The sequence below is a fragment of the Streptomyces xylophagus genome, from assembly GCF_000716435.1.
GTDB classification, from domain to species: domain Bacteria; phylum Actinomycetota; class Actinomycetes; order Streptomycetales; family Streptomycetaceae; genus Streptomyces; species Streptomyces xylophagus.
On sequence record NZ_JNWO01000003.1, the window covers coordinates 98,111 to 116,226 of the forward strand.

At 71.0% G+C, this 18,116-nt stretch carries 20 protein-coding genes; 9 read left to right on the forward strand and 11 right to left on the reverse strand.

Annotation, left to right across the window (positions count from 1 at the left end; all coding sequences use genetic code 11):
• Nucleotide 1 precedes the first annotated feature (1 nt).
• Both OO70_RS07435 and OO70_RS07440 read left to right on the forward strand, forming a co-directional pair.
• Entirely contained in the window at nt 2-1,291 is a 1,290-nt protein-coding gene (locus OO70_RS07435) for a streptophobe family protein (RefSeq protein ID WP_043665847.1), read from the forward strand.
• Between the two features lie 31 nt (nt 1,292-1,322).
• A complete protein-coding gene (locus OO70_RS07440; RefSeq protein WP_043665849.1) occupies nt 1,323-1,775 on the forward strand; it encodes a nuclear transport factor 2 family protein in 453 nt (150 codons plus the stop codon).
• Here OO70_RS07440 and OO70_RS07445 read toward each other — a convergent pair.
• From OO70_RS07445 to OO70_RS07460, 4 genes are all read right to left on the reverse strand, one after another.
• Entirely contained in the window at nt 1,772-2,749 is a 978-nt protein-coding gene (locus OO70_RS07445) for a serine/threonine-protein kinase (protein WP_043665852.1), read from the reverse strand. The genes OO70_RS07440 and OO70_RS07445 overlap by 4 nt on opposite strands.
• Entirely contained in the window at nt 2,739-3,284 is a 546-nt protein-coding gene (locus tag OO70_RS07450; RefSeq protein WP_043665855.1) for a hypothetical protein, read from the reverse strand. The genes OO70_RS07445 and OO70_RS07450 overlap by 11 nt, the downstream gene beginning before the upstream one ends.
• A 9-nt stretch (nt 3,285-3,293) precedes the next feature.
• Nucleotides 3,294-5,633 carry an ABC transporter ATP-binding protein/permease gene (locus OO70_RS07455; RefSeq protein WP_043665858.1) on the reverse strand — a complete coding sequence of 780 codons (2,340 nt, stop codon included), beginning with the start codon at nt 5,631-5,633 and terminating at the stop codon, nt 3,294-3,296.
• 72 nt (nt 5,634-5,705) lie between these two features.
• Nucleotides 5,706-6,116, reverse strand: a complete 411-nt coding sequence (locus tag OO70_RS07460; protein WP_043666776.1) for a hypothetical protein — start codon at nt 6,114-6,116, stop codon at nt 5,706-5,708.
• Nucleotides 6,117-6,484: 368 nt separating this feature from the next.
• Here OO70_RS07460 and OO70_RS07465 point away from each other — a divergent pair, with 368 nt between their 5' ends.
• Nucleotides 6,485-6,868 (forward strand): nuclear transport factor 2 family protein, encoded by a 384-nt coding sequence (locus OO70_RS07465; RefSeq protein WP_043665861.1) that lies wholly within the window; start codon nt 6,485-6,487, stop codon nt 6,866-6,868.
• Nucleotides 6,869-6,936: 68 nt separating this feature from the next.
• Here OO70_RS07465 and OO70_RS07470 read toward each other — a convergent pair whose 3' ends face one another.
• Nucleotides 6,937-7,866 carry an AraC family transcriptional regulator gene (locus OO70_RS07470; RefSeq protein ID WP_051740846.1) on the reverse strand — a complete coding sequence of 310 codons (930 nt, stop codon included), beginning with the start codon at nt 7,864-7,866 and terminating at the stop codon, nt 6,937-6,939.
• A gap of 104 nt (nt 7,867-7,970) precedes the next feature.
• Between OO70_RS07470 and OO70_RS07475 the strand changes: the two genes are divergently transcribed.
• A complete protein-coding gene (locus tag OO70_RS07475; protein ID WP_043665869.1) occupies nt 7,971-8,954 on the forward strand; it encodes an oxidoreductase in 984 nt (327 codons plus the stop codon).
• A gap of 3 nt (nt 8,955-8,957) precedes the next feature.
• Here OO70_RS07475 and mgrA read toward each other — a convergent pair whose 3' ends face one another.
• Nucleotides 8,958-9,950, reverse strand: a complete 993-nt coding sequence (mgrA, locus tag OO70_RS07480) for an L-glyceraldehyde 3-phosphate reductase (RefSeq protein WP_043665872.1) — start codon at nt 9,948-9,950, stop codon at nt 8,958-8,960.
• A 125-nt stretch (nt 9,951-10,075) separates the two neighbouring features.
• Here mgrA and OO70_RS07485 point away from each other — a divergent pair, with 125 nt between their 5' ends.
• Both OO70_RS07485 and OO70_RS07490 read left to right on the forward strand, forming a co-directional pair.
• Nucleotides 10,076-10,966 carry a LysR substrate-binding domain-containing protein gene (locus tag OO70_RS07485; RefSeq protein WP_043665874.1) on the forward strand — a complete coding sequence of 297 codons (891 nt, stop codon included), beginning with the start codon at nt 10,076-10,078 and terminating at the stop codon, nt 10,964-10,966.
• Between the two features lie 27 nt (nt 10,967-10,993).
• Complete coding sequence (locus tag OO70_RS07490; RefSeq protein ID WP_043665877.1) at nt 10,994-11,509, forward strand: mycothiol transferase; 516 nt, start codon at nt 10,994-10,996, stop codon at nt 11,507-11,509.
• On the opposite strand, the gene OO70_RS07495 is transcribed toward OO70_RS07490, so the two are convergent.
• From OO70_RS07495 to OO70_RS07510, 4 genes are all read right to left on the reverse strand, one after another.
• The gene (locus OO70_RS07495) at nt 11,491-12,561 is read right to left on the reverse strand and encodes an adenosine deaminase (RefSeq protein WP_043665880.1); all 1,071 of its coding nucleotides are present in this window, start codon (nt 12,559-12,561) and stop codon (nt 11,491-11,493) included. The genes OO70_RS07490 and OO70_RS07495 overlap by 19 nt on opposite strands.
• A 42-nt stretch (nt 12,562-12,603) precedes the next feature.
• Nucleotides 12,604-12,999, reverse strand: a complete 396-nt coding sequence (locus OO70_RS07500) for a VOC family protein (protein WP_043665884.1) — start codon at nt 12,997-12,999, stop codon at nt 12,604-12,606.
• Between the two features lie 165 nt (nt 13,000-13,164).
• Nucleotides 13,165-14,097 (reverse strand): M48 family metalloprotease, encoded by a 933-nt coding sequence (locus OO70_RS07505; RefSeq protein WP_043665887.1) that lies wholly within the window; start codon nt 14,095-14,097, stop codon nt 13,165-13,167.
• Nucleotides 14,098-14,127: 30 nt separating this feature from the next.
• Nucleotides 14,128-14,490 (reverse strand): BlaI/MecI/CopY family transcriptional regulator, encoded by a 363-nt coding sequence (locus OO70_RS07510; RefSeq protein WP_043665890.1) that lies wholly within the window; start codon nt 14,488-14,490, stop codon nt 14,128-14,130.
• Nucleotides 14,491-14,729: 239 nt separating this feature from the next.
• Here OO70_RS07510 and OO70_RS07515 point away from each other — a divergent pair, with 239 nt between their 5' ends.
• From OO70_RS07515 to OO70_RS07525, 3 genes are all read left to right on the forward strand, one after another.
• Nucleotides 14,730-15,845 (forward strand): bile acid:sodium symporter family protein, encoded by a 1,116-nt coding sequence (locus OO70_RS07515; RefSeq protein WP_051740849.1) that lies wholly within the window; start codon nt 14,730-14,732, stop codon nt 15,843-15,845.
• A 78-nt stretch (nt 15,846-15,923) separates the two neighbouring features.
• On the forward strand, nt 15,924-16,634 hold the full coding sequence (locus tag OO70_RS07520) for a dienelactone hydrolase family protein (RefSeq protein WP_043665893.1): 711 nt from the start codon (nt 15,924-15,926) through the stop codon (nt 16,632-16,634).
• 83 nt (nt 16,635-16,717) lie between these two features.
• Nucleotides 16,718-17,176: a pyridoxamine 5'-phosphate oxidase family protein gene (locus OO70_RS07525; RefSeq protein WP_043665896.1), complete on the forward strand. Its 459-nt coding sequence runs from the start codon at nt 16,718-16,720 to the stop codon at nt 17,174-17,176.
• Between the two features lie 13 nt (nt 17,177-17,189).
• On the opposite strand, the gene OO70_RS07530 is transcribed toward OO70_RS07525, so the two are convergent.
• Complete coding sequence (locus tag OO70_RS07530) at nt 17,190-18,095, reverse strand: aldo/keto reductase (protein ID WP_043665899.1); 906 nt, start codon at nt 18,093-18,095, stop codon at nt 17,190-17,192.
• Nucleotides 18,096-18,116: the final 21 nt, after the last annotated feature.

An 18,116-nucleotide genomic window follows, 5' to 3' on the forward strand; every position in this document is an offset into this window, starting at 1 on the left:
CGTGACCCCCCGAACCCCCTCTGACCAGGCAGTCGCCCGCCACGGCTGGGTCCAGGCCCTGAGCACGGTGCTGGCCGGGATGCTCACCATGGGCGTGGTCGCCGCGCTGGGCCTGTGGGCGGCGGGCGCGACGGACCTCCCCGACGGCGCGTTCCCCCGGGTCGTCACGGCAACGGTGGTGACGGCCGTCGGCGGCACGGTGAAACTCTCCGGGAACGCCGGCGCCCTGGCCGACACAAAAGCCGGCATGACCGTCATCCCCCTCTCGGTGACCCTGGCCGGCGCCCTGGCGACCGCGACCGGTTTCCTACGGCCCCTGCGGCACCGCGCGGTCGCCTCGGCCGCGGAACTGGCCGGCTGGGCCGCCCGCATCGCCGTCCTGTGGCTGCTCGCCCTGATCGGACTGGCTCTCGGCGCGCGCCAGAAGTTCTCGATCTCCCTCGGCAGCGGAACACTCGGCGACATCGGCGACCTGCTCGGCGCGTCACCCGAGGTCGGTTTCGAGGCGGACGTAGCGCAGACCGTGCTCTTCGGGTTGCTGTGGCTGGCGGGGGTCCTGGTGCTGGCCCTCCTGGTGTCGCCAAGAGCGCCGCTCCCGGCCCGGCTGCTGCGCTTCCACGCATCCGTACGCCCGGCCGCGTACGCCGTGGTGGCCCTCCTGCTCGCCTACGTCGCGCTCGGCGTCGCCATGTCCCTCGTCGTCGCCGCGACACGCGGGTACGCCGGCCAGACCTTCGCCCTGATCCTGCTCGGCATGCCGAACCTGGTCTGGCTGACCCTGACGATCGGCCTGGGCGCCACCTGGAACGGCCGCGTCGACGGCCCCTTCGGCCTGCCCATGCCCCACCTGCTGGACGAGGTACTGCGCACCCCGGACATCTCCACGCTCAACCTCAGCTCGCTCGCCTCCTACGACGGCAGGGTGTGGTGGCTCCTGGTGATGGACGCGGTCCTGCTGTTGGCCGCCGCCTTCCTGATGGCCGCCCGCTCACCGGCCCACGTACGCGCCTGGCAGCACGCCGTCCACCTGGCCGTCGCCTTCGCCCTCGCCGTCCTCATGATCTGCCTCGTCGGCCGCGTCTCCGCCCACTACGGCCTCTCCCTCCTCGGCATCGGCGACGTGGGCGGCGGCCTGTCCGGAGACCTGTTCCTGAAGCCCGAGTTGTGGTCCGCGGTGGGGCTCGCCGCGCTGTGGGGGTTGGTCGCGGGATTCCTGGGAGCACTGCTGGCGAGGCCCGTACACCGGCGGGGCGAGATCGAAATTCCCGCGCAGCCGCAGCCTCCGGCGTGAGAGTGTGCGCGCAGCCGAGGGAAGGACAGACATGGCGTTGCTCCTCGAAGACCGCCTGGCCATAACGGAGTTGATCGCACTGCACGGTCACCTGGCCGACGAGGGCGAACTGGACCGCATGGCCGAGGTGTTCACCCCGGACGTCGAGTACGACCTGACCGACTTCGGCCAGGGCACGGTCACCGGCCTGGCCGAACTCGTGGACGCGTCCCTCGCGTTGGGCGCAGGGAACCCCGTCGCGCATCACGTCACGAACGTGGTGATCGAGGAGCTGGCCGAGGGAGGCGCCCGGGTCCGGTCAAAGGGTCTGGGCATCAAGGCGGACGGCTCATGCGGATCGGTGACGTATGTCGACACGGTGGTGCGGGTGGGGGCGAGTTGGCGCATCGGGCATCGCAGGGTGTCGGCGCGACGCGTGCCGTTGAATGGGGCGCGGGGAACTGCGCGACCAGCCACAACGAACCCGCAGACGACAGACAACTAGTTCAGCCGCCTGAACACCGGCTCCGCCCACCGCGGCGGCGCCGGTGGCCGCCTGTCCGGTACTCCACCCACCCGCAGATCCACCTCCGTCGCCGCATGCCCGGCAACACCACCCCGCAACTCCGTGACGAATGCAAGGCACGACTCGTACCGATCATCCGGACTCTTCGCCAACGCCCTCGCGAAGACCGCGTCCACGTGAGCCGGCAGCTCCGGCCGGGACTCGGTGACCGCCGGCGGCACGTCGTACTGGTGGGCCCACAGCAGAGCCATGTCGTCGTCGCGCCGGAACGGCGGCCGCCCCGCGAGGGTCTCGTAGACGACGCAGGCGAGGCCGTACACATCGCACCGCCCGTCGACCGGCCGCCCGGAGATCTGCTCAGGAGCCACGTAGTCGAGCGTGCCGACGAACTGCCCCACGGTCGTGAACCCGGTCAGGGACAGCGACTTCTTCGTCAGGCCGAAGTCGGTGAGGTACACGTGCTCGGGGTGGTCGTCGTCGGTACCCCGGGCGACCAGGATGTTGCCGGGTTTCACGTCCCGGTGGACCAGCCCGTGCTCGTGGGCCGCGTCCAGCGCGGACGCGACCTGCGTGGCGATGCGCGTGGCCGTCGGGAGCGCCAACGGGCCCGCCCGGTCCAGGAGATGACGCAGGTCGCTGCCGGAGACGTAGCGCATGGCGATGTACAGGACGCCGTCCGTCTCGCCCGCCTCGAAGACGGGCACGATGTGCGGGTGGTCGATCGCGGCGGCGACGCGGGACTCGTGGGTGAAGCGTTTGCGGAAGGTGTCGTTGCGGGCGAGTTCGGGGGCGAGCAGTTTGAGGGCGACCGTGCGGTCGAGGCGCAGGTCGTGGGCGCGGTAGACGACGGCCATGCCACCGCGGCCGATCTCGTCCTCGATGCGGTATCCGGCGATCTGCTGCCCGATCAGCTCGGAGGGACGGCCGGAGAAGAGGCTCGCGTCACGGGCCATCGGGACTCACGACCTGGGTGGGAGCGTGGCCGGGGTCGGCCGGTTCGGCGTGGGGTCCGTCGTCGGAGGCGTAGGTGCTGAGCCGGGTGCCGTCGCCGTACACCCAGCGCTCGTGGTCGGCGTCGTAGAGCCAGACGGATTCGCCGTCGACGACCACTCCGATCCGCAGGCCCTTGGTGCGGGCCTCGAAGGACGCGCCGTCGAGGCCGCCGCCCGCGAGATCCTCCACGGCGCTGCGGTAGCGGACGAGGGCCTGTTCGGCGCGGGCGAGCAGCGGGCGTGGGTCGGCGGTGCGGGTCAGCGGGCCACCGGCGGCGGGCGGGTCCTGGGAGACGGAAATCAGATGGCGGCCGTCGACCCACGCCGACCAGCCGTTGGAGCACAGGGCATGGGCCCAGTCGCCGCGCCGTTCCAACAACTGCACGGGCAGCAGCGCATCGAGCGGCACGGTGGGGCGGGCGGGGTCCGGGGCCTCCCAGGCGGGCATCCCGTGCTCGGGGACGACGTGCGTGGGCCGGAAGCCGGGGGTCGTCATCGTGGCGCCCTACTTCCGCATCACGGCGGGTTCGTGCCGCCGCAGCAGTCGGGACACCAGGATGCCGAAGAGCAGCGACAGCACGACCAGCATGCCCATGTTGAGCAGCCACACCCCGGCCGAGTGCCGGAACAGCGGATCGCCGGTCAGCTCGCCCGGCACGATCCGGGCCAGCCCGACGGTGCCGGCCATCCCGCCGAGCGCCCATCGCGAGGGCACCAGCCAGGAGAGCTGTTCGAGGCCGGGTACACCGTGCAGTTTCAACAGGGCGCCGCAGAACACCACTTGGACGATGGCGAGCAGCACGAGCAGCGGCATCGTCACCTCCTCCTTGCGCACCATCGCGGAGACCAGCAGGCCGAGCATCATCGCCGTGAAGGCCAACAGGGCCACGGCCACGGTGATTTCGATCAGGGGTGGCATCAACACCCCTTTGCCGCCCGGCGCGTTGAGGTCGACGCCGAACAGGCCGACCAGGGTGAGCACCACGGCCTGCGCCACGGTGATCGCGCCCAGCACGACGACCTTGGACAACAGATACGCCGATCTGGACAGGCCGACGGCTCTCTCGCGCCGGTAGATCGCCCGTTCCTTGACGAGTTCGCGCACGGCGTTGGCCGCGCCGGTCAGCACACCGCCGACGCACAGGATGAGCAGCGCGTTCATCGCCGTCTCCTGGGTCAGCCTGCTCCCGGCGAGCGCGCGGGCCATCGCACCCATCACGAACGGCAGCGCGATCATGATGGCGAGGAAGGTCCGGTCGGCGCCGAGGGCCGCGGTGTAGCGGCGGACCAGGGTGCCGAGTTGTGCGCTGCGGCTGCGGGGCCGGGGCGGCGGCGCCACGGCGACGGGGCCGGAGCCGAGCTGGTGGGGCTGCGCGGTCGAGTTGCGGATGTACTGGCGTTGGAAGGGCGATTCCGCGAACTCCCTCGCCCAGTCCCGCTCCTGGTCCCGCTCGAAGGCCTCGAACGCCTCCGGCCAGTGCTCGAAGCCGAAGAAGGCGAGGGCGTCGTCGGGCGGTCCGTAGTAGGCGACCTTGCCGCCGGGCGCGAGCACCAGGAGCCGGTCGCAGACGTCGAGGCTGAGGACACTGTGGGTGACGACGATGACGGTACGGCCGTCGTCGGCGAGGCCGCGCAGCATGTGCATCACCGAGCGGTCCATGCCCGGGTCGAGGCCGGAGGTCGGTTCGTCGAGGAAGAGCAGCGAGGGCTTGGTGAGCAGTTCCAGGGCCACGCTGACGCGCTTGCGCTGGCCGCCGGAGAGGCTGTGCACGGGCTGCCCGGCGCGCTGTTCGAGGCCGAGTTCCCGTACGACTTCGTCGACCCGGGCGCGCCGCTCGGCCTTGGCCGTGTCCTGGGGGAAGCGGAGTTCGGCCGCGTAGGACAGGGCGCTGTGGACGGTCAGCTGGGCGTGCAGGATGTCGTCCTGCGGGACGAGGCCGATGCGCTGGCGCAGTTCGGCATAGTCGCGGTAGAGGTCGCGTCCGTCGTACAGGACGGTGCCGCGATCGGCGGGGCGCTGGCCGGTGAGCGCGTTGAGAAGCGTGGACTTGCCGGCGCCGCTGGGTCCGACGACGGCGAGCAGGCATTTCTCGCCGACCGGGAACGACACCTGGTCGAGGAGGACCTTACGGCCGCGGTCGACGGCGACCGTGAGGTCCTGTACGTCGAGGGAGACCTCGCCGGTGTCGACGTACTCCTGCAGCTGGTCGCCGACGAGACAGAACGCGGAGTGTCCAATACCGACGATGTCGCCCGGCCCGACCGGGGCGCGGGCGACGGGCTGGCCGTTGAGGTAGGTGCCGTTGTGGCTGCCGAGGTCGACGATCTCGTACGTGCCGTCCGGCATGGCGCGCAGTTCGGCGTGGCGGCGGGAGACGATCAGGTCGTCGACGACGAGGTCGTTGTCGGCGGCCCTGCCGATGCGGACGGTACGGGCGGGCAGCGGCCGTACGGTGGTCGGTTGCCGGAACGTGCCGGTGAAGGCGGGCATGGACACGGCCGAGGGGCGTTCGGGTGCCGGGGCGGGGCGGTCGGCCAGAGTGACGCACGGACCGTCGGCCGGATTGCCGAAGCGGATCACGCTGCCCGGACCGACGCCCCACTCCTGGACACGGCGACCGTCGGCGTAGGTGCCGTTCGTGCTGTGCTCGTCCGCCAGCGTCCAGTGGTCGGCCTCGGGTCGCAGCACCGCGTGGTGCCAGGAGACCCGGGCGTCGTCGATGACGATGTCGCTGAGGGGGTCGCGCCCGACGTGGTAGTCGCGGCTCGGGGTCATGACCGTGGAGCCCGACTCGGTCTCCAGCAGGAGTTCGGGCGCTGTCGGCGCCATCGGCCGCTCTGACATGCCCCGAATTCTACCGATTCGTTCACCTGTGCGCCCGGTCAGCGGTCAGGGGTGTACCGCGGGCGACACATGTCAGGCGACGGGGACGACGAGTGCCGGAGTGGTCCGCTGCATACGGAGGGCGTCCACCGATTCGGCGAGCAGCTCGTACTCGGTGGTGTCGTCACTGATGGCGATCCGTACTAATCGGCCGGCCGCCAACTCGTAGGCCACGACCTCCTGTTGGGAGACGTCACCGCTCCAGGTGCGTAACGCCCTGGGCACGTCGACCACCGAGTCGGCGACCGGCACCAGGGCTCGCCTGGGGAAGCGCGGGTTCTCCGGTTGCGGGTCGAGCCGGTCGGCCATCCAGACCGCACGGTCCCGTAACCACCACAAGGCGAGTGCCAGGGTGGGAGCGCGGTAGGTTCCCAAAGGCACCCCGACGCGCTTGCCGCCGCAGCTGCCGTACGCGGTGACATGGCACAGGAATTCGTCGTGCACGATCACTCCCCCGTCGCGTGTCTCGATTGCCGGTCGGGCCTCGCTTTCCATGCGGCTCTGATGGCGGCTCGGGTGGCTCAGGTGGTGCGCACGATGGCGGATTTGCCTCGTGAAGTTATGCCCTAGCAGACGAGTATGTTCACTCCTGAAACACTGTCACCACGACTTTTTAGCCAGTCTCTTGGCATATTCACAGCCTCTATTGGCTGAAATGCTTCGGGTGCCCTTTCCGGCGATCTTCCGCCGTCATTACCCGAGGGGTAATCGACGCTTCCCGCGAGCCCCGGCATGGTGGAGGCACCGGGTCGGCACGCACCGACATCCGGTCCCTGACCAGCATGAACGACCTCGATGGAGGCTGATTCACCATGTCCGCGAACACCGACCGATACGAGAGTGCCGTCGCCCGCTACTTCGAGGCCTGGAACGCGGGCGAGCCGGAGGCACTGGCGAAGGCGGTCGCCGCCGCCTGGTCCGTCGAGGGTACCTACACCGACCCGTTGGCGACTGTCACCGGCCACGCGGAGATCGCGGGGCTGATCGCCGGGGCGCACGAACAGTTCCCGGGGTTCGCCTTCCGTCCGCTGGGCGCCGTCGACGGGCACCACGACACCGCGCGCTTCGCCTGGGAGCTGGTCAGCGAGGCCGACGGCACCGCACCCGTCGCCGGGTTCGATGTGATCACGCTGGACGCGGACGGTCGTATCCGCTCCGTGCTCGGGTTCCTCGACCGGGTACCCGCCGGGGCCTGAGGGCCGGCGTCTGCGAGGAGTTTCTCCGCTGGGGCTGGCCTGTCGTACGAAAGGCCAGCCCCAGCGGTTCAGCTCTTGGCCAAAGCCTCCTCGCGGTACCGCCGCGGTGCCACACCGACCGCCCGCTTGAACGCGTTGCTGAAGGCGCTCTCGGAGGTGTAGCCGACGGAACGGGCGAGCGTCCCGACCGGGGCGGTGTCCTGACGGAGGGCCCGGGCAGCGAGGCTCATGCGCCAGTTCAGCAGGTACGTCAGGGGCGGTACCCCGGCCGCTTCCTTGAACCGTACGGCGAACGTGGTGCGGGACATCGCCGCCGCCTGGGCCAGTTCCTCCAGCTGCCAGGGGTGGGCCGGGTCGCCGTGCATCAGGCGCAGCGCCGGGGCGAGCCGTTCGTCGGCGAGGGCACGCAGCCAGCCGGGCGGCAGCCCGTCCGCCTCGATCAGGCAGATCCGCAGCACCTGCACGAACATCAGCTGCGCGAGCTGCGCCGAGACGAACTCGACACCGGCCCGACTCGTCCTCATCTCCGCCACCAACTGCCCGATGAGCCACCGCAGTACGCCGGCCTCGGGCGAGTCGGCCCGGACGTGGACCAGCTCCGGCAGCGCCCGGCGCAGCAGGTCGCCGCGGTCCCGGCTCAGGTCGATGTGCCCGGACACACAGGAGACGTCCACCGCGTCGCCCTGGCCGAGCCGGGCCATCCGCGTCGCCGGGTCCATGACCACGTCGGCGGGGTCGGTCGGTTCGACGCCGGGCCGGTTGCACAGCACGTACGGCTGGTCGCCGTCGGAGACCACCACGTCCCCCTCGGAGAGCCGCAGGGGTTCACCGCCGCCCTCACGGACCAGCAGACAGCTGCCGCGCAGCACGGCCTTCACCTTCAGCCGGTGACGTCCGCGCAGCTCGATCGCCCAGTCCCCGCCGGCCGTGAAGCCACCGGAGAACACACTGCGGGCATCGGCGACGGCGAGGGCGTCGGACAGTGGATCGGCAGACATGCTCGAACTATCACGCAAGTAATGCGGATTCTCAAGTATTCATCGTACGGAACGGTCGACCTACGGTGGTCCGGACAGCCCAAGCTGATGAGGAGAGAGCAGACATGACCACCGCACAGCAGCCCCTGAATTCCGGCTTCGGCGCAGCATCGACCGCCGAGGAGGTGATCAAGGGCATCGACCTGACCGGCAAGGTCGCGATCGTCACCGGCGGCTACTCCGGCATCGGTCTGGAGACGGCCCGCGTCCTGCGCGCAGCCGGCGCCGAGATCGTCGTACCGGCACGGGATGTCGAGCGCGCCCGGGCCGCCGTCAAGGATGTCCCCGGCGCCGAGGTCGAGCACCTCGACCTGCTGGACCCGGCGTCCATCGACACCTTCGCGGAGAAGTTCCTGGCCTCCGGGCGCCCGCTGCACCTCCTGGTGAACAGCGCCGGGATCATGGCGACGCCGCTGGCGCGGGACGCGCGCGGCTACGAGGCACAGTTCGCCACCAACCACCTCGGGCACTTCCAGCTGACCACCCGGCTGTGGCCCGCGCTGGTCGCGGCGAAGGGCGCGCGGGTCGTGGTGCTGTCGTCGCGGGGCATCCGCTTCGCCGGCGTCGACTTCGACGACCTGAACTTCGAGCACCGGACGTACGAGCCGTTCCTCGCCTACGGCCAGTCGAAGACGGCCAACGCCCTCTTCGCCGTGGAGGTGGACCGGCGCGGCAAGGCACAGGGCATCCGTGCCTTCGCCGTGCACCCGGGCCTGATCATCGACACCGGACTGGTCAGGCACATCGACCCGAAGATGCTCCAGGCTGCGGGTGCGCTAGACAACGAGGGCAGGCCCATCCGCGACCCCGAGCGCCAGATGAAGAACGTTCAGCAGGGCGCGGCCACCAGCGTCTGGTGCGCGACCAGCCCGCAGCTCGACGGCCTGGGCGGCGTCTACTGCGAGAACGTCGACATCAGCCCGCTGGTGGCCCCCGAGAACGAGGCCGCCTGGGCCGGCGGGGACACGATCCCCGGGGTGCTCCCCCGCGCCGTGGACCCGGAGGCGGCGGCCCGTCTCTGGGAGGTCAGCAAGCAGCTGACCGCCTAGCCGTTACGGCCTGACGATCGCGTCGATGCGGGCCAGCTCGTCGGCGTCGAAGTCCAGGTTGCGGGTGGCCGCCACGCTGTCCTCGATCTGCTGCGGGCTGCTCGCACCGACCAGCGCGGAGGTCACCCGGCCGCCGCGCAGCACCCAGGCGAGGGCGAGCTGGGCCAGGGTCTGACCGCGTCCCTTGGCGATGTCGTCGAGGGCCCGGAGCTGTCCCACCAGGTCCTCGGTGACGGCGTCGGAGTTCAGGAACGGGCTGTCGCTCGCCGCCCGGGACCCCTCCGGGATGCCGTCGAGGTAGCGGGAGCTGAGCAGCCCCTGCTCCAGCGGGGAGAAGACGATGGACCCGACCTGCAACTCGTCGAGGGCGTCGAGCAGGCCCTCGTCCTCGGGGCGGCGGTCGAGCATCGAGTAGCGCGGCTGGTGGATGAGGAGCGGGGTGCCCAGCTCGCCGAGGATGCGGGCGGCCTCCCGGGTCTGCTCCGCCGAGTAGTTGGAGATGCCGACGTAGAGCGCCTTGCCCTGCTGGACCGCGGAGTGCAGGGCGCCCATCGTCTCCTCCAGGGGAGTCTCCGGGTCGGGGCGGTGCGAGTAGAAGATGTCGACGTAGTCCAGGCCCATCCGGCTCAGGCTCTGGTCCAGCGAGGACAGCACGTACTTGCGCGAACCCCACTCGCCGTAGGGGCCGGGCCACATCAGATAGCCGGCCTTGGTGGAGATCACGAGCTCGTCGCGGTACGACCCGAAGTCCGCCTTCAGCGCCTCGCCGAGGGCGGACTCGGCGGCGCCGGGGGGCGGGCCGTAGTTGTTGGCCAGGTCGAAGTGGGTGACGCCGAGGTCGAAGGCGCGGCGCAGGATGGCGCGCTGGGTGTCGACCGGGCGGTCGGGCCCGAAGTTGTGCCACAGGCCGAGCGAGATCGCGGGAAGTTTCAGGCCGCTGCGTCCGGTGCGCCGGTAGGGCAGGTCCGTGTAGCGGTCGGGGTGTGCGGTGTACAACGCGACTCCAGAGGGGTTGGCACACGAGATACCGGTTCCAGGGAACCGTCGTCCACTCTGTCCGACCTGCGGGCAGTGGTCCAACAGAAGAATCCGATGGAATTCAGCGGCTACGCTTCTCAATCATGGAACTGCGTCATCTCCAGCATTTCATCGCCGTGGCCGAGGACCAGCACTTCACCCGGGCGGCCGAGCGGCTGATGGTGTCCCAGTCGGGCCTGTCGGCGTCGATCCGTGCCCTGGAGCGGGAGTTGCAGACCCCGCTGTTCGTCCGCACCACGCGCCGGGTCACGCTCACGGAGGCCGGCCGGGCGCTGCTCGGCGAGGCGGAGCGCATTCTGGCGCAGGTGCGGTCGGCGCACGAGGCGGTGGCCGCGGTGCAGGGCGTGCTGCGCGGCACCCTCTCCCTGGGCACCGAGCAGTGCATCGCCGGGGTGCATGTGGCGGGGCTGCTCGCCGCGTTCCGGCGCCGGCATCCCGACGTGGAGATCCGGCTGCGGCAGGCGGGCTCCGGTGCGCTGGCGGAGGAGGTCGCGGCCGGGCGCCTCGACCTGGCCTTCGCCTACCGCACCCAGGCGGACACCGACCAGCTGCGCTCGGTGTCCCTCACCAGCGAGCCGATGACCGTGCTGTGCCATCCCAGCCACCGGCTCGCACAGGTCGGCGCGGCGGTCACTCCGGACGATCTCGGCGGCGAGGTCTTCGTCGACTTCCACCCGGACTGGGCCTCGCGCCGCACCACCGACGCCGTCTTCGCCACCGCGGGCGTACGGCGGACGGTCGCACTGGAGGTCAACGACGTGCACAGCCTCCTCGACCTGATCGACGAGAACCTCGGTATCGCGGTGGTCCCCCAGCATTTCCGCCACAAGCGCGAGCCCCTCACCGCACTCCCCCTCAAGGGCACCGGCGAGGAGGTCTACGAGACGGTCGCACTGCTGCCGCCTCCCCAGGCCACCAGTCCGGCGGCGAGGGCGCTCATGACCCTCCTCGAAACCGGGACTCCGCCCGCGTGACGAACGACAATGCGCGAAGGTGGCCGTATGCATGCCAACGACATCCTCATTGACGCCTACGGCCGTATCCAGGAAGAAGTCCATGCCGCCCTCGACGGCCTGACCCCGGACCAACTGCACGCGCGCGTGGGCGCCGACGCCAACTCCATCGCCTGGCTGATCTGGCATCTCACGCGCATCCAGGACGACCATGTCGCCGATGCCGCCGGCCTCGACCAGGTGTGGCTCACCCAGGGCTGGGAGAAGCGCTTCGGACTCGATCTACCGCCCCGGGACCACGGATACGGCCACACCTCCGAGCAGGTCGGCAAGGTGCGCGTCGAGTCGGCCGGGCAGCTGACCGGGTACTACGACGCCGTACACGAGCAGACCCTGGAGTACCTGCGCGGGCTGACCCCGGAGGACTACGAGCGGATCGTGGACGAGCGCTGGGACCCGCCGGTCAGTCTGGGCGTGCGGCTGGTCAGCGTCCTGTCCGACGATCTGGAGCACGTCGGACAGGCCCAGTATGTGCGGGGGCTGCTTCAGAGCGCGGAGGCGTAACCCGGCAGGACGACGTCCTCGATGAGGGCCTTGCGCTCGTCGTACGGGATGAACGCGCTCTTCAGGGCGTTCACCGTGACCGTGCGCAGGTCCTCGACGCTCCAGCCCGCCTCCTCGACCAGGAGGGACATCTCGCGCGTCATCGTCGTACCGGACACCAGTCGGTTGTCGGTGTTCAGGGTGACGCGGAAGCCGAGGTCCTTCAGGGCGGTGATGGGGTGCTCGGCGATCGAAGTGGCGGCGCCCGTCTGGAGGTTGGAGGTCGGGCACATCTCCAGGGCGATACGACGGTCACGGACCCAGCCCGCGAGGCGGCCGAGCTTGCCGTCGACGATGTCCTCGGTGATGCGGACGCCGTGGCCGATGCGCTGGGCGCCGCAGACCTGGAGGGCCTGGTGGATGCTGGGCAGGCCGTGCGCCTCACCGGCGTGGATGGTGAACGGGACGCTCTCGCGGCGCAGGTGCTCGAAGGCGGCGAGGTGGTCGGCGGGCGGGAAACCGTCCTCGGCACCGGCGATGTCGAAGCCGACGACACCGGCGTCCCGGAAGGCCACCGCGAGGTCGGCGGCCTCGCCGACCCGGTCGAACATCCGCATCCCGCACAGCAACGTCCGCACCTGGACCGGCGTCCCCGCCGCCGCGGCCTTCGCCATACCGGCGGCGAGACCCTCCTGGACGGTCTCGACGACCTCGGCGAGCGTGAGCCCGCCATTGGTGTTCAGCTCGGGGGCATAGCGCACCTCGCCGTACACAACACCGTCGGCGGCGAGGTCGAGGACGTACTCCTCGGCGACGCGCAGCAGGCCCTCGCGGTTCTGCAGCACGGCGAGGGTGTGCTCGAAGGTGGCGATGTAGCGCACCAGGTCACCGGAGTTCGCGGCGTCGAAGTACCAGGCGGCGAGCTCGTCCGGGTCGGTGGTGGGCAGGGTGTGGCCGACCGATTCCGCGAGCTCCACCACGGTGGCGGGGCGCAGGCCGCCGTCGAGGTGGTCGTGCAGCACGACCTTGGGCAGCCGGCGGATGATCTCGGGGTCTATGCGCGTAGAAGTCATGTGCGGTCGTTCCTCGACGGTTCTCGGGTGAGCGGGTTCGGGTCAGGCGGCGGGCTGGAGCAGGTCCCAGCGGTTTCCGTACAGGTCCTGGAAGACGGCGACCGAGCCGTACGGCTCGTGGCGCGGCTCCTCCAGGAAGGTCACGCCCGCGGCGAGCATGCGGGCGTGGTCGCGGGCGAAGTCGTCGGTGTGCAGGAAGAACCCGACGCGCCCACCGGTCTGGTCACCGACCCGGCCACGCTGGTCCTCGCCCTTGGCACGGGCGAGCAGCAGTCCGGTGCCGTCGCCGTCCGTGCCGGGCGGCGTCACGACGACCCAGCGGGAGCCGTCGGGGCGGGCCGCGTCCTCGACGAGGCGGAAGCCGAGGGCTTCGGTGTAGAAGCGGATCGCCTCGTCGTAGTCGTCGACGACGAGGGTGACCAGGGCGATACGGCTCATCGGGGGGTCTCCGTGCGGGTTCCGTTCGGTGGGATTGACGGGTGAGGTTATACGTAAAACGTCACGGATGCCAGTCCGAGCCGGAGAGAGGTGAGCCGACGGGGTTTCCCGAACTTCAGGGAGTCCCGGGCGGCCGGGCATATCTGCAGGTCAGCGGGGCGCCCGTCACCCCGCCTCCTCCCCCTGAGCCACCTCCACCCGATGGTGGACGTCGACCATCCCGGTCGCCGAGGCCGCGAAAGAGACCGTGGCGCAGGCGATGAGCAGGGCGGCAAGTCCACAGGCGGCGGCACGGTGGGTGACGTGCGGGGTCGCCAGGAGGGCCTTCACCCTTTGCGGGACCGGCCCTGTCGTGGCGCCGGGGACGAAGTCCGGGCGCGCGGCGCGGGCCGACTGTCCGGCGAGGGCCGCTCGGGCGATGGCGCGGGCGATCAGGCGCCGGTCGCCTACGACCCTGGCGGCAGCCTCGTCGGCGGCGCGTTCGGCCGCGAGCCGGATCGCGTCGCGGACCGGGCGGAGCGCGGGGTGGCAGCGGGCGGCGAGTTCGGCGGCGGCGAGGAAGTAGTGGTGGCCGCCCGCGTTGTGCGCCCGCTCGTGCGCGAACAGCGCCTCGCGCTCGGCGGCGTCGAGACTGCGCAGCATCCCGGTGGTGACGACGATGCGGTGCGGCCGTCCGGGCAGGGCGTACGCGTCCGGGTGCGCGGACTCGACCACGCACAGGTCGCCCGCGGCGGGCCCGCACCCGGCCTGCGCGCGAGCGTCACGGAGGGCACGGGACTGCCGCAGCGCCCACCGGGTCAGCGACCAGGCGCACCCGGCGAGAGCACCGGCCGACACCACGGCCGCCGGTACCACGAGACCGTTGGCGGAGGTGCGCAACGGGTGCACGAGTTCACCGAGCGCCGCGAACAACGGCAGCCGGAGCAGTCCGGTCAGGACGAACACACCGAGCGCGGCGAGAGAACAACCGGCCGCGATCACCGCGGAGCCGGTGAGCAGCCACAGCGCGGCCACCGGCGTGAGCCGCTCCAGGGCACGCCGGGCCGGCGACCGCAGCGCGAACGGCAGCACGAGCGGGAGGAGCAGCAGGGCGATCATCGCTCACCGAGTTTCATCACGCTCAGGGTGTCATGGTTCCAGGAGGTCGCGCAGAACACGCTCGTCGTCGGCGCTGAGCTGGGCGACGAAACGGGCGAGGACCGTCTCCCGGTCGGCGTCCCGGTCGAGCTCGGTGTGCATACGGCGGGCGGTGAGCCCCTGCGCGTCCTGCACCGGAAAGTAGGCGTAGCCCCGGCCTTGACGCCGGCGATCGACAACACCCTTGTCGTGCAGCCGCGTCAGGATCGTCGTCACGGTGGTGCGGGCCAGCCCCGTGCCGAGGCTCAGCTGCACCTCGCCGGGGGTCTGCGGGTCGCCGGCGGCCCAGAGGGCGGCCATGACGGTGGCCTCCAGCTCACCCGCCGGTCGGCGTTCGTCCTTCGCGTCGGCCATGGGAACGATCCTCACCCCGTCCTCGTCTACAGTTCAGTAGACCGTCTACAGGATTGTAGTCACTCGGGTGCCGTCTCGTCACCGCACCCGTGTACCCATTCCCGCGTGCCCATTATGGAAGGGACCGTCGCCGATGACCGCAGGGCTTCGCACACTCATTCCCCCGCGCGCGTCGACGAGCTTCCACGCGATACCGGCGTTCCGTCTCCGCCCAGGTCCTACGACGGAAGAGCGCCGCGATGTGTCCCCAGCCCCAGCCCGCCAGGGTTCCCTCCGTACCTCACCTGTTCACCCTGCTGCGCCGCCACCTGGGGCGAGCCGTCGCCGTGACGTATGTCGCCGCGGCCGTGCTGCCCGGCCCGGGCCTGTGGCTCCGGTACCCGCATGCGACGGGTATCGCCGAACTCCCCTTCAGAACACCCCAGTTACTCCTCGGCCTCGTCCTGTTCGGCGCCGGTCTCCAGGTGCCGCTGCGTGAACTGCGCCTGCTGGTACGACGCCCCGCCGCCCTGCTCGCGGGCCTCGCGCTGCACATCCTGGTGCCGCTGCTGATCGTCCCCGGGGTCGCCCTCGCGCTGCGTCTTTCGCCGGACCACGACGGGGGCAGCGGCATGATCGCCGCGATGATCCTCGTCGTCGCCATGCCGGTGGCGGCCGGGGCGACGGTGTGGACCGCGAAGGGGGACGGCGACCAGCCCACAGCCGTCGGCCTGGTGCTCGCCTCCACCCTGGTGAGCCCCCTCACCGTCCCGCTCACCCTGGCCGTCCTGTGCCCCCTGCTCCAGGGGGACTACGCGGGCAGACTCGCCGCGGCCGCCCATTCGGCCGGGAACGCCTTCGCCCTCACCTCGGTCGTCCTGCCGTGCGCGGCGGGCATCCTGTGCCGCCTCGTGCTGCCCCGGCGCGCGCTGGCCATGCTCCTCGCCACGGCCGTCCCGGCGGCGCTCCCGGGTTCGCTGCTGCTGACGTACGTCAACGCCAGTGGTGTGCTCGGTCCCTTCCTGCGCCATCCGCGCCCGGTCCTCCTGGTGGCCGCGCTCGCCGTCGCCGCGACGGTGTGCGGGCTGTCCTTCACGCTGGGCCGGGTGGCCGCGCGGGCCCTGCGCCTCGACGCCCGGGCCGGCGCCTCGGTGACGCTGGCCTGCGGAATGAACAACAGCAGCGCGAGCGCGGTGCTCATCACGACGACGCTGCCCGACCGCCCGCACATCCTGCTGCCCGTGCTGGCGTACGGACTGCTGCAGAAGGTGGCCGCCGGACGGGTGGTGCGCACGGGGCAGGGCAGCGGCCCGGGCACCGATCCGCCTCCGGTGGGCGAAGGGAGGGGCCGGAGCGACCTCCGAAGCCGGCCGTGACAGGCTGGGAATCTGGAGATCATGCCGGGGCCCGCCCCGACGCCCCCACCGAGCCTTGCCGTACAGGAGTTGAGCGCCATGTCCTCCGAACTGCCGAAGTCGACCGGAGCCCCGGCCCGTCAGAACGTCACCTTTCCCAGCGCCGGGGGCACCGCCCACGGCTATCTCGCGCTGCCGCCGTCCGGGCAGGGGCCGGGCGTGATCGTCATCCAGGAGTGGTGGGGCCTGACCGACCACATCGCCGACGTCGCCGACCGCCTCGCCCAGGAGGGCTTCGTCGCGCTGGCCCCCGATCTCTACGGCGGGAACGTGGCGCACGAGAGCGACGAGGCCCTGCGCATGATGCTGGCCCTCCCGGTCGCCCGCGGTGTCGAACTGCTCTCCGGCGCGGTCGACCACCTGCTGTCCCTGCCCGAGGTCACCTCGGACACGGTCGGCGCGGTCGGCTTCTGCATGGGCGGCGGCTTCGTCCTGTACCTCGCGGCGGCCGACCCCCGGGTCAGCGCGGCGGTGCCCTTCTACGGTGTGATCCAGGGCGAACTCCCCGACTTCTCCGGCCTGAAGGCTCAAATCCTCGGCCATTACGGCGAGTTGGACGAGAGCATCCCGGTATCTGGCCTCGACGCCCTGAGCAAGACCATCCAGGAACAGTCCGGCATCACCCCGGACCTGCGCCTCTACCCGGCCAACCACGCCTTCTTCAACGACGGCCGCCCGGTCTACGACGCCGACTCCGCCACCCGCGCCTGGGCGAGCACGGTGCCTTTCCTGCACGAGCAACTGGGCTGACGCTCGGGCGCTCTCACCTCGGTCCGGGGTCCTACGACCCTGGCCCGAGGTGCCGCGCGGGCGCCGCCGGTAGCGTCCCGGGCATGAAGATCACCGTGCCGCCCCGCGGCCCCGAAGAACGCAGGCGTGACGTACTGGCCCGGCTGGAGCAGGAGTCGGACATCTGGGTGGCCTCTGCGGACACCGACGGGCTGCCCTGTCTGGTGCCGCTGTGGTTCGTCTGGGACGGGCAGGCCGTCTGGCTGTCCACCCGGGCCACGAACCCCACGGGCCGCAATCTCAGCGACGGACGACGGACCCGGCTCGCCTTCGCCGACACCCGGGACGTCGTACTGATCGACGGCGAGGCGACCGCCTTCACCGCCCAGGACGTCCCGGCTGCGGCGGCCGAGGCCTTCCCCGCGAAGTACGGCTGGGATCCTCGCGAGGACCGAGCGCCCTACTCCTTCTTCCGGGTGCGGCCGGTCGCCGTCCAGGCGTGGCACGAGGTGCGCGAGCTGCCCCAGCGACATCTGATGCGGGACGGAACCTGGGTGGTGTGAGCCCCGCCGTCGCTCAACCGGCCTTGCGGTGCAGCTCGTTGAGCCCGGCCAGTTCGTCCTCGGTCAGCCGGATCGCGCCCGTGGCCACGTTCTCGGCGAGGTGGTCGGGGTTGCCCGTGCCCGGGATCGCGAGGACGTGCGGCCCCTGGGCGAGGGACCAGGCGAGGCGGATCTGGGCCGGGGTGACGCCATGGGCTTCCGCGATGGCGAGTACCTCCGCGTCGTGGGCGGTGGTCGCGCCCTGTGGCCCGGCCGCCCCCGCGATCGCGAAGAACGGGACGAAGGCGATGCCCTGTTCCCCGCAGATCCGCAGCATGTCGTCGGTCTCGGGGCTGGACGAGTCGAGCCCGAACCGATTCTGCACACTCACCACGGGGGCGATCTCCTGTGCCTCGGCGAGGTGCCGCGGCTCGACGTCGGAGATCGCGAGGTGGCGGACCAGGCCCTCCTCCTGGAGTTCGGCGAGCGCGCCGAAGTGCTCGGCGATCGAGTCCTGCCGCATCCGGCGCAGATAGACCACGTCGAGGTGGTCGCGCCCCAACTGCCGCAGGTTCTCCTCGACATGACCGCGCAGGTCGTCGGGGCGGGCCGACGTGCCCCACTCCCCCGAGTAGTTGCGGAAGGGACCGACCTTGGTGGCGATCACGAGGTCGTCCGCGTAGGGAGCGAGCGCGGAGTTGATGAGCTCGTTGGCCGACCGCAGGGACGAGAAGTAGAAGGCAGCCGTGTCGATGTGGTTCACACCCAGCTCGATCGCCTTGCGCAGCACCGCGATCGACCGGTCGCGGTCGCTCGGCGTCCCGAGGTTGAAGGCTGCGCTGCCCGTCAGCCGCATCGCGCCGAAACCGATGCGGTTGACGGTCAGGTCGCCGAGCTTCCAGGTGCCCGCGGCGGCCGCGGTGATCTTCTCAGAGGTCATCAGCGGATCCTCGCACACGAC

What these genes read in the sequence shown, in the direction of transcription:
- OO70_RS07440 (WP_043665849.1), top strand. Translation starts at nt 1,323, where the DNA reads ATGGCGTTGCTCCTCGAAGACCGCCTGGCCATAACGGAGTTGATCGCA.
- OO70_RS07445 (WP_043665852.1), bottom strand. Translation starts at nt 2,749, where the DNA reads ATGGCCCGTGACGCGAGCCTCTTCTCCGGCCGTCCCTCCGAGCTGATC.
- OO70_RS07450 (WP_043665855.1), bottom strand. Translation starts at nt 3,284, where the DNA reads ATGACGACCCCCGGCTTCCGGCCCACGCACGTCGTCCCCGAGCACGGG.
- OO70_RS07455 (WP_043665858.1), bottom strand. Translation starts at nt 5,633, where the DNA reads ATGTCAGAGCGGCCGATGGCGCCGACAGCGCCCGAACTCCTGCTGGAG.
- OO70_RS07465 (WP_043665861.1), top strand. Translation starts at nt 6,485, where the DNA reads ATGTCCGCGAACACCGACCGATACGAGAGTGCCGTCGCCCGCTACTTC.
- OO70_RS07470 (WP_051740846.1), bottom strand. Translation starts at nt 7,866, where the DNA reads ATGTCTGCCGATCCACTGTCCGACGCCCTCGCCGTCGCCGATGCCCGC.
- OO70_RS07475 (WP_043665869.1), top strand. Translation starts at nt 7,971, where the DNA reads ATGACCACCGCACAGCAGCCCCTGAATTCCGGCTTCGGCGCAGCATCG.
- OO70_RS07485 (WP_043665874.1), top strand. Translation starts at nt 10,076, where the DNA reads ATGGAACTGCGTCATCTCCAGCATTTCATCGCCGTGGCCGAGGACCAG.
- OO70_RS07490 (WP_043665877.1), top strand. Translation starts at nt 10,994, where the DNA reads ATGCATGCCAACGACATCCTCATTGACGCCTACGGCCGTATCCAGGAA.
- OO70_RS07495 (WP_043665880.1), bottom strand. Translation starts at nt 12,561, where the DNA reads ATGACTTCTACGCGCATAGACCCCGAGATCATCCGCCGGCTGCCCAAG.
- OO70_RS07500 (WP_043665884.1), bottom strand. Translation starts at nt 12,999, where the DNA reads ATGAGCCGTATCGCCCTGGTCACCCTCGTCGTCGACGACTACGACGAG.
- OO70_RS07505 (WP_043665887.1), bottom strand. Translation starts at nt 14,097, where the DNA reads ATGATCGCCCTGCTGCTCCTCCCGCTCGTGCTGCCGTTCGCGCTGCGG.
- OO70_RS07510 (WP_043665890.1), bottom strand. Translation starts at nt 14,490, where the DNA reads ATGGCCGACGCGAAGGACGAACGCCGACCGGCGGGTGAGCTGGAGGCC.
- OO70_RS07515 (WP_051740849.1), top strand. Translation starts at nt 14,730, where the DNA reads ATGTGTCCCCAGCCCCAGCCCGCCAGGGTTCCCTCCGTACCTCACCTG.
- OO70_RS07520 (WP_043665893.1), top strand. Translation starts at nt 15,924, where the DNA reads ATGTCCTCCGAACTGCCGAAGTCGACCGGAGCCCCGGCCCGTCAGAAC.
- OO70_RS07525 (WP_043665896.1), top strand. Translation starts at nt 16,718, where the DNA reads ATGAAGATCACCGTGCCGCCCCGCGGCCCCGAAGAACGCAGGCGTGAC.
- OO70_RS07530 (WP_043665899.1), bottom strand. Translation starts at nt 18,095, where the DNA reads ATGACCTCTGAGAAGATCACCGCGGCCGCCGCGGGCACCTGGAAGCTC.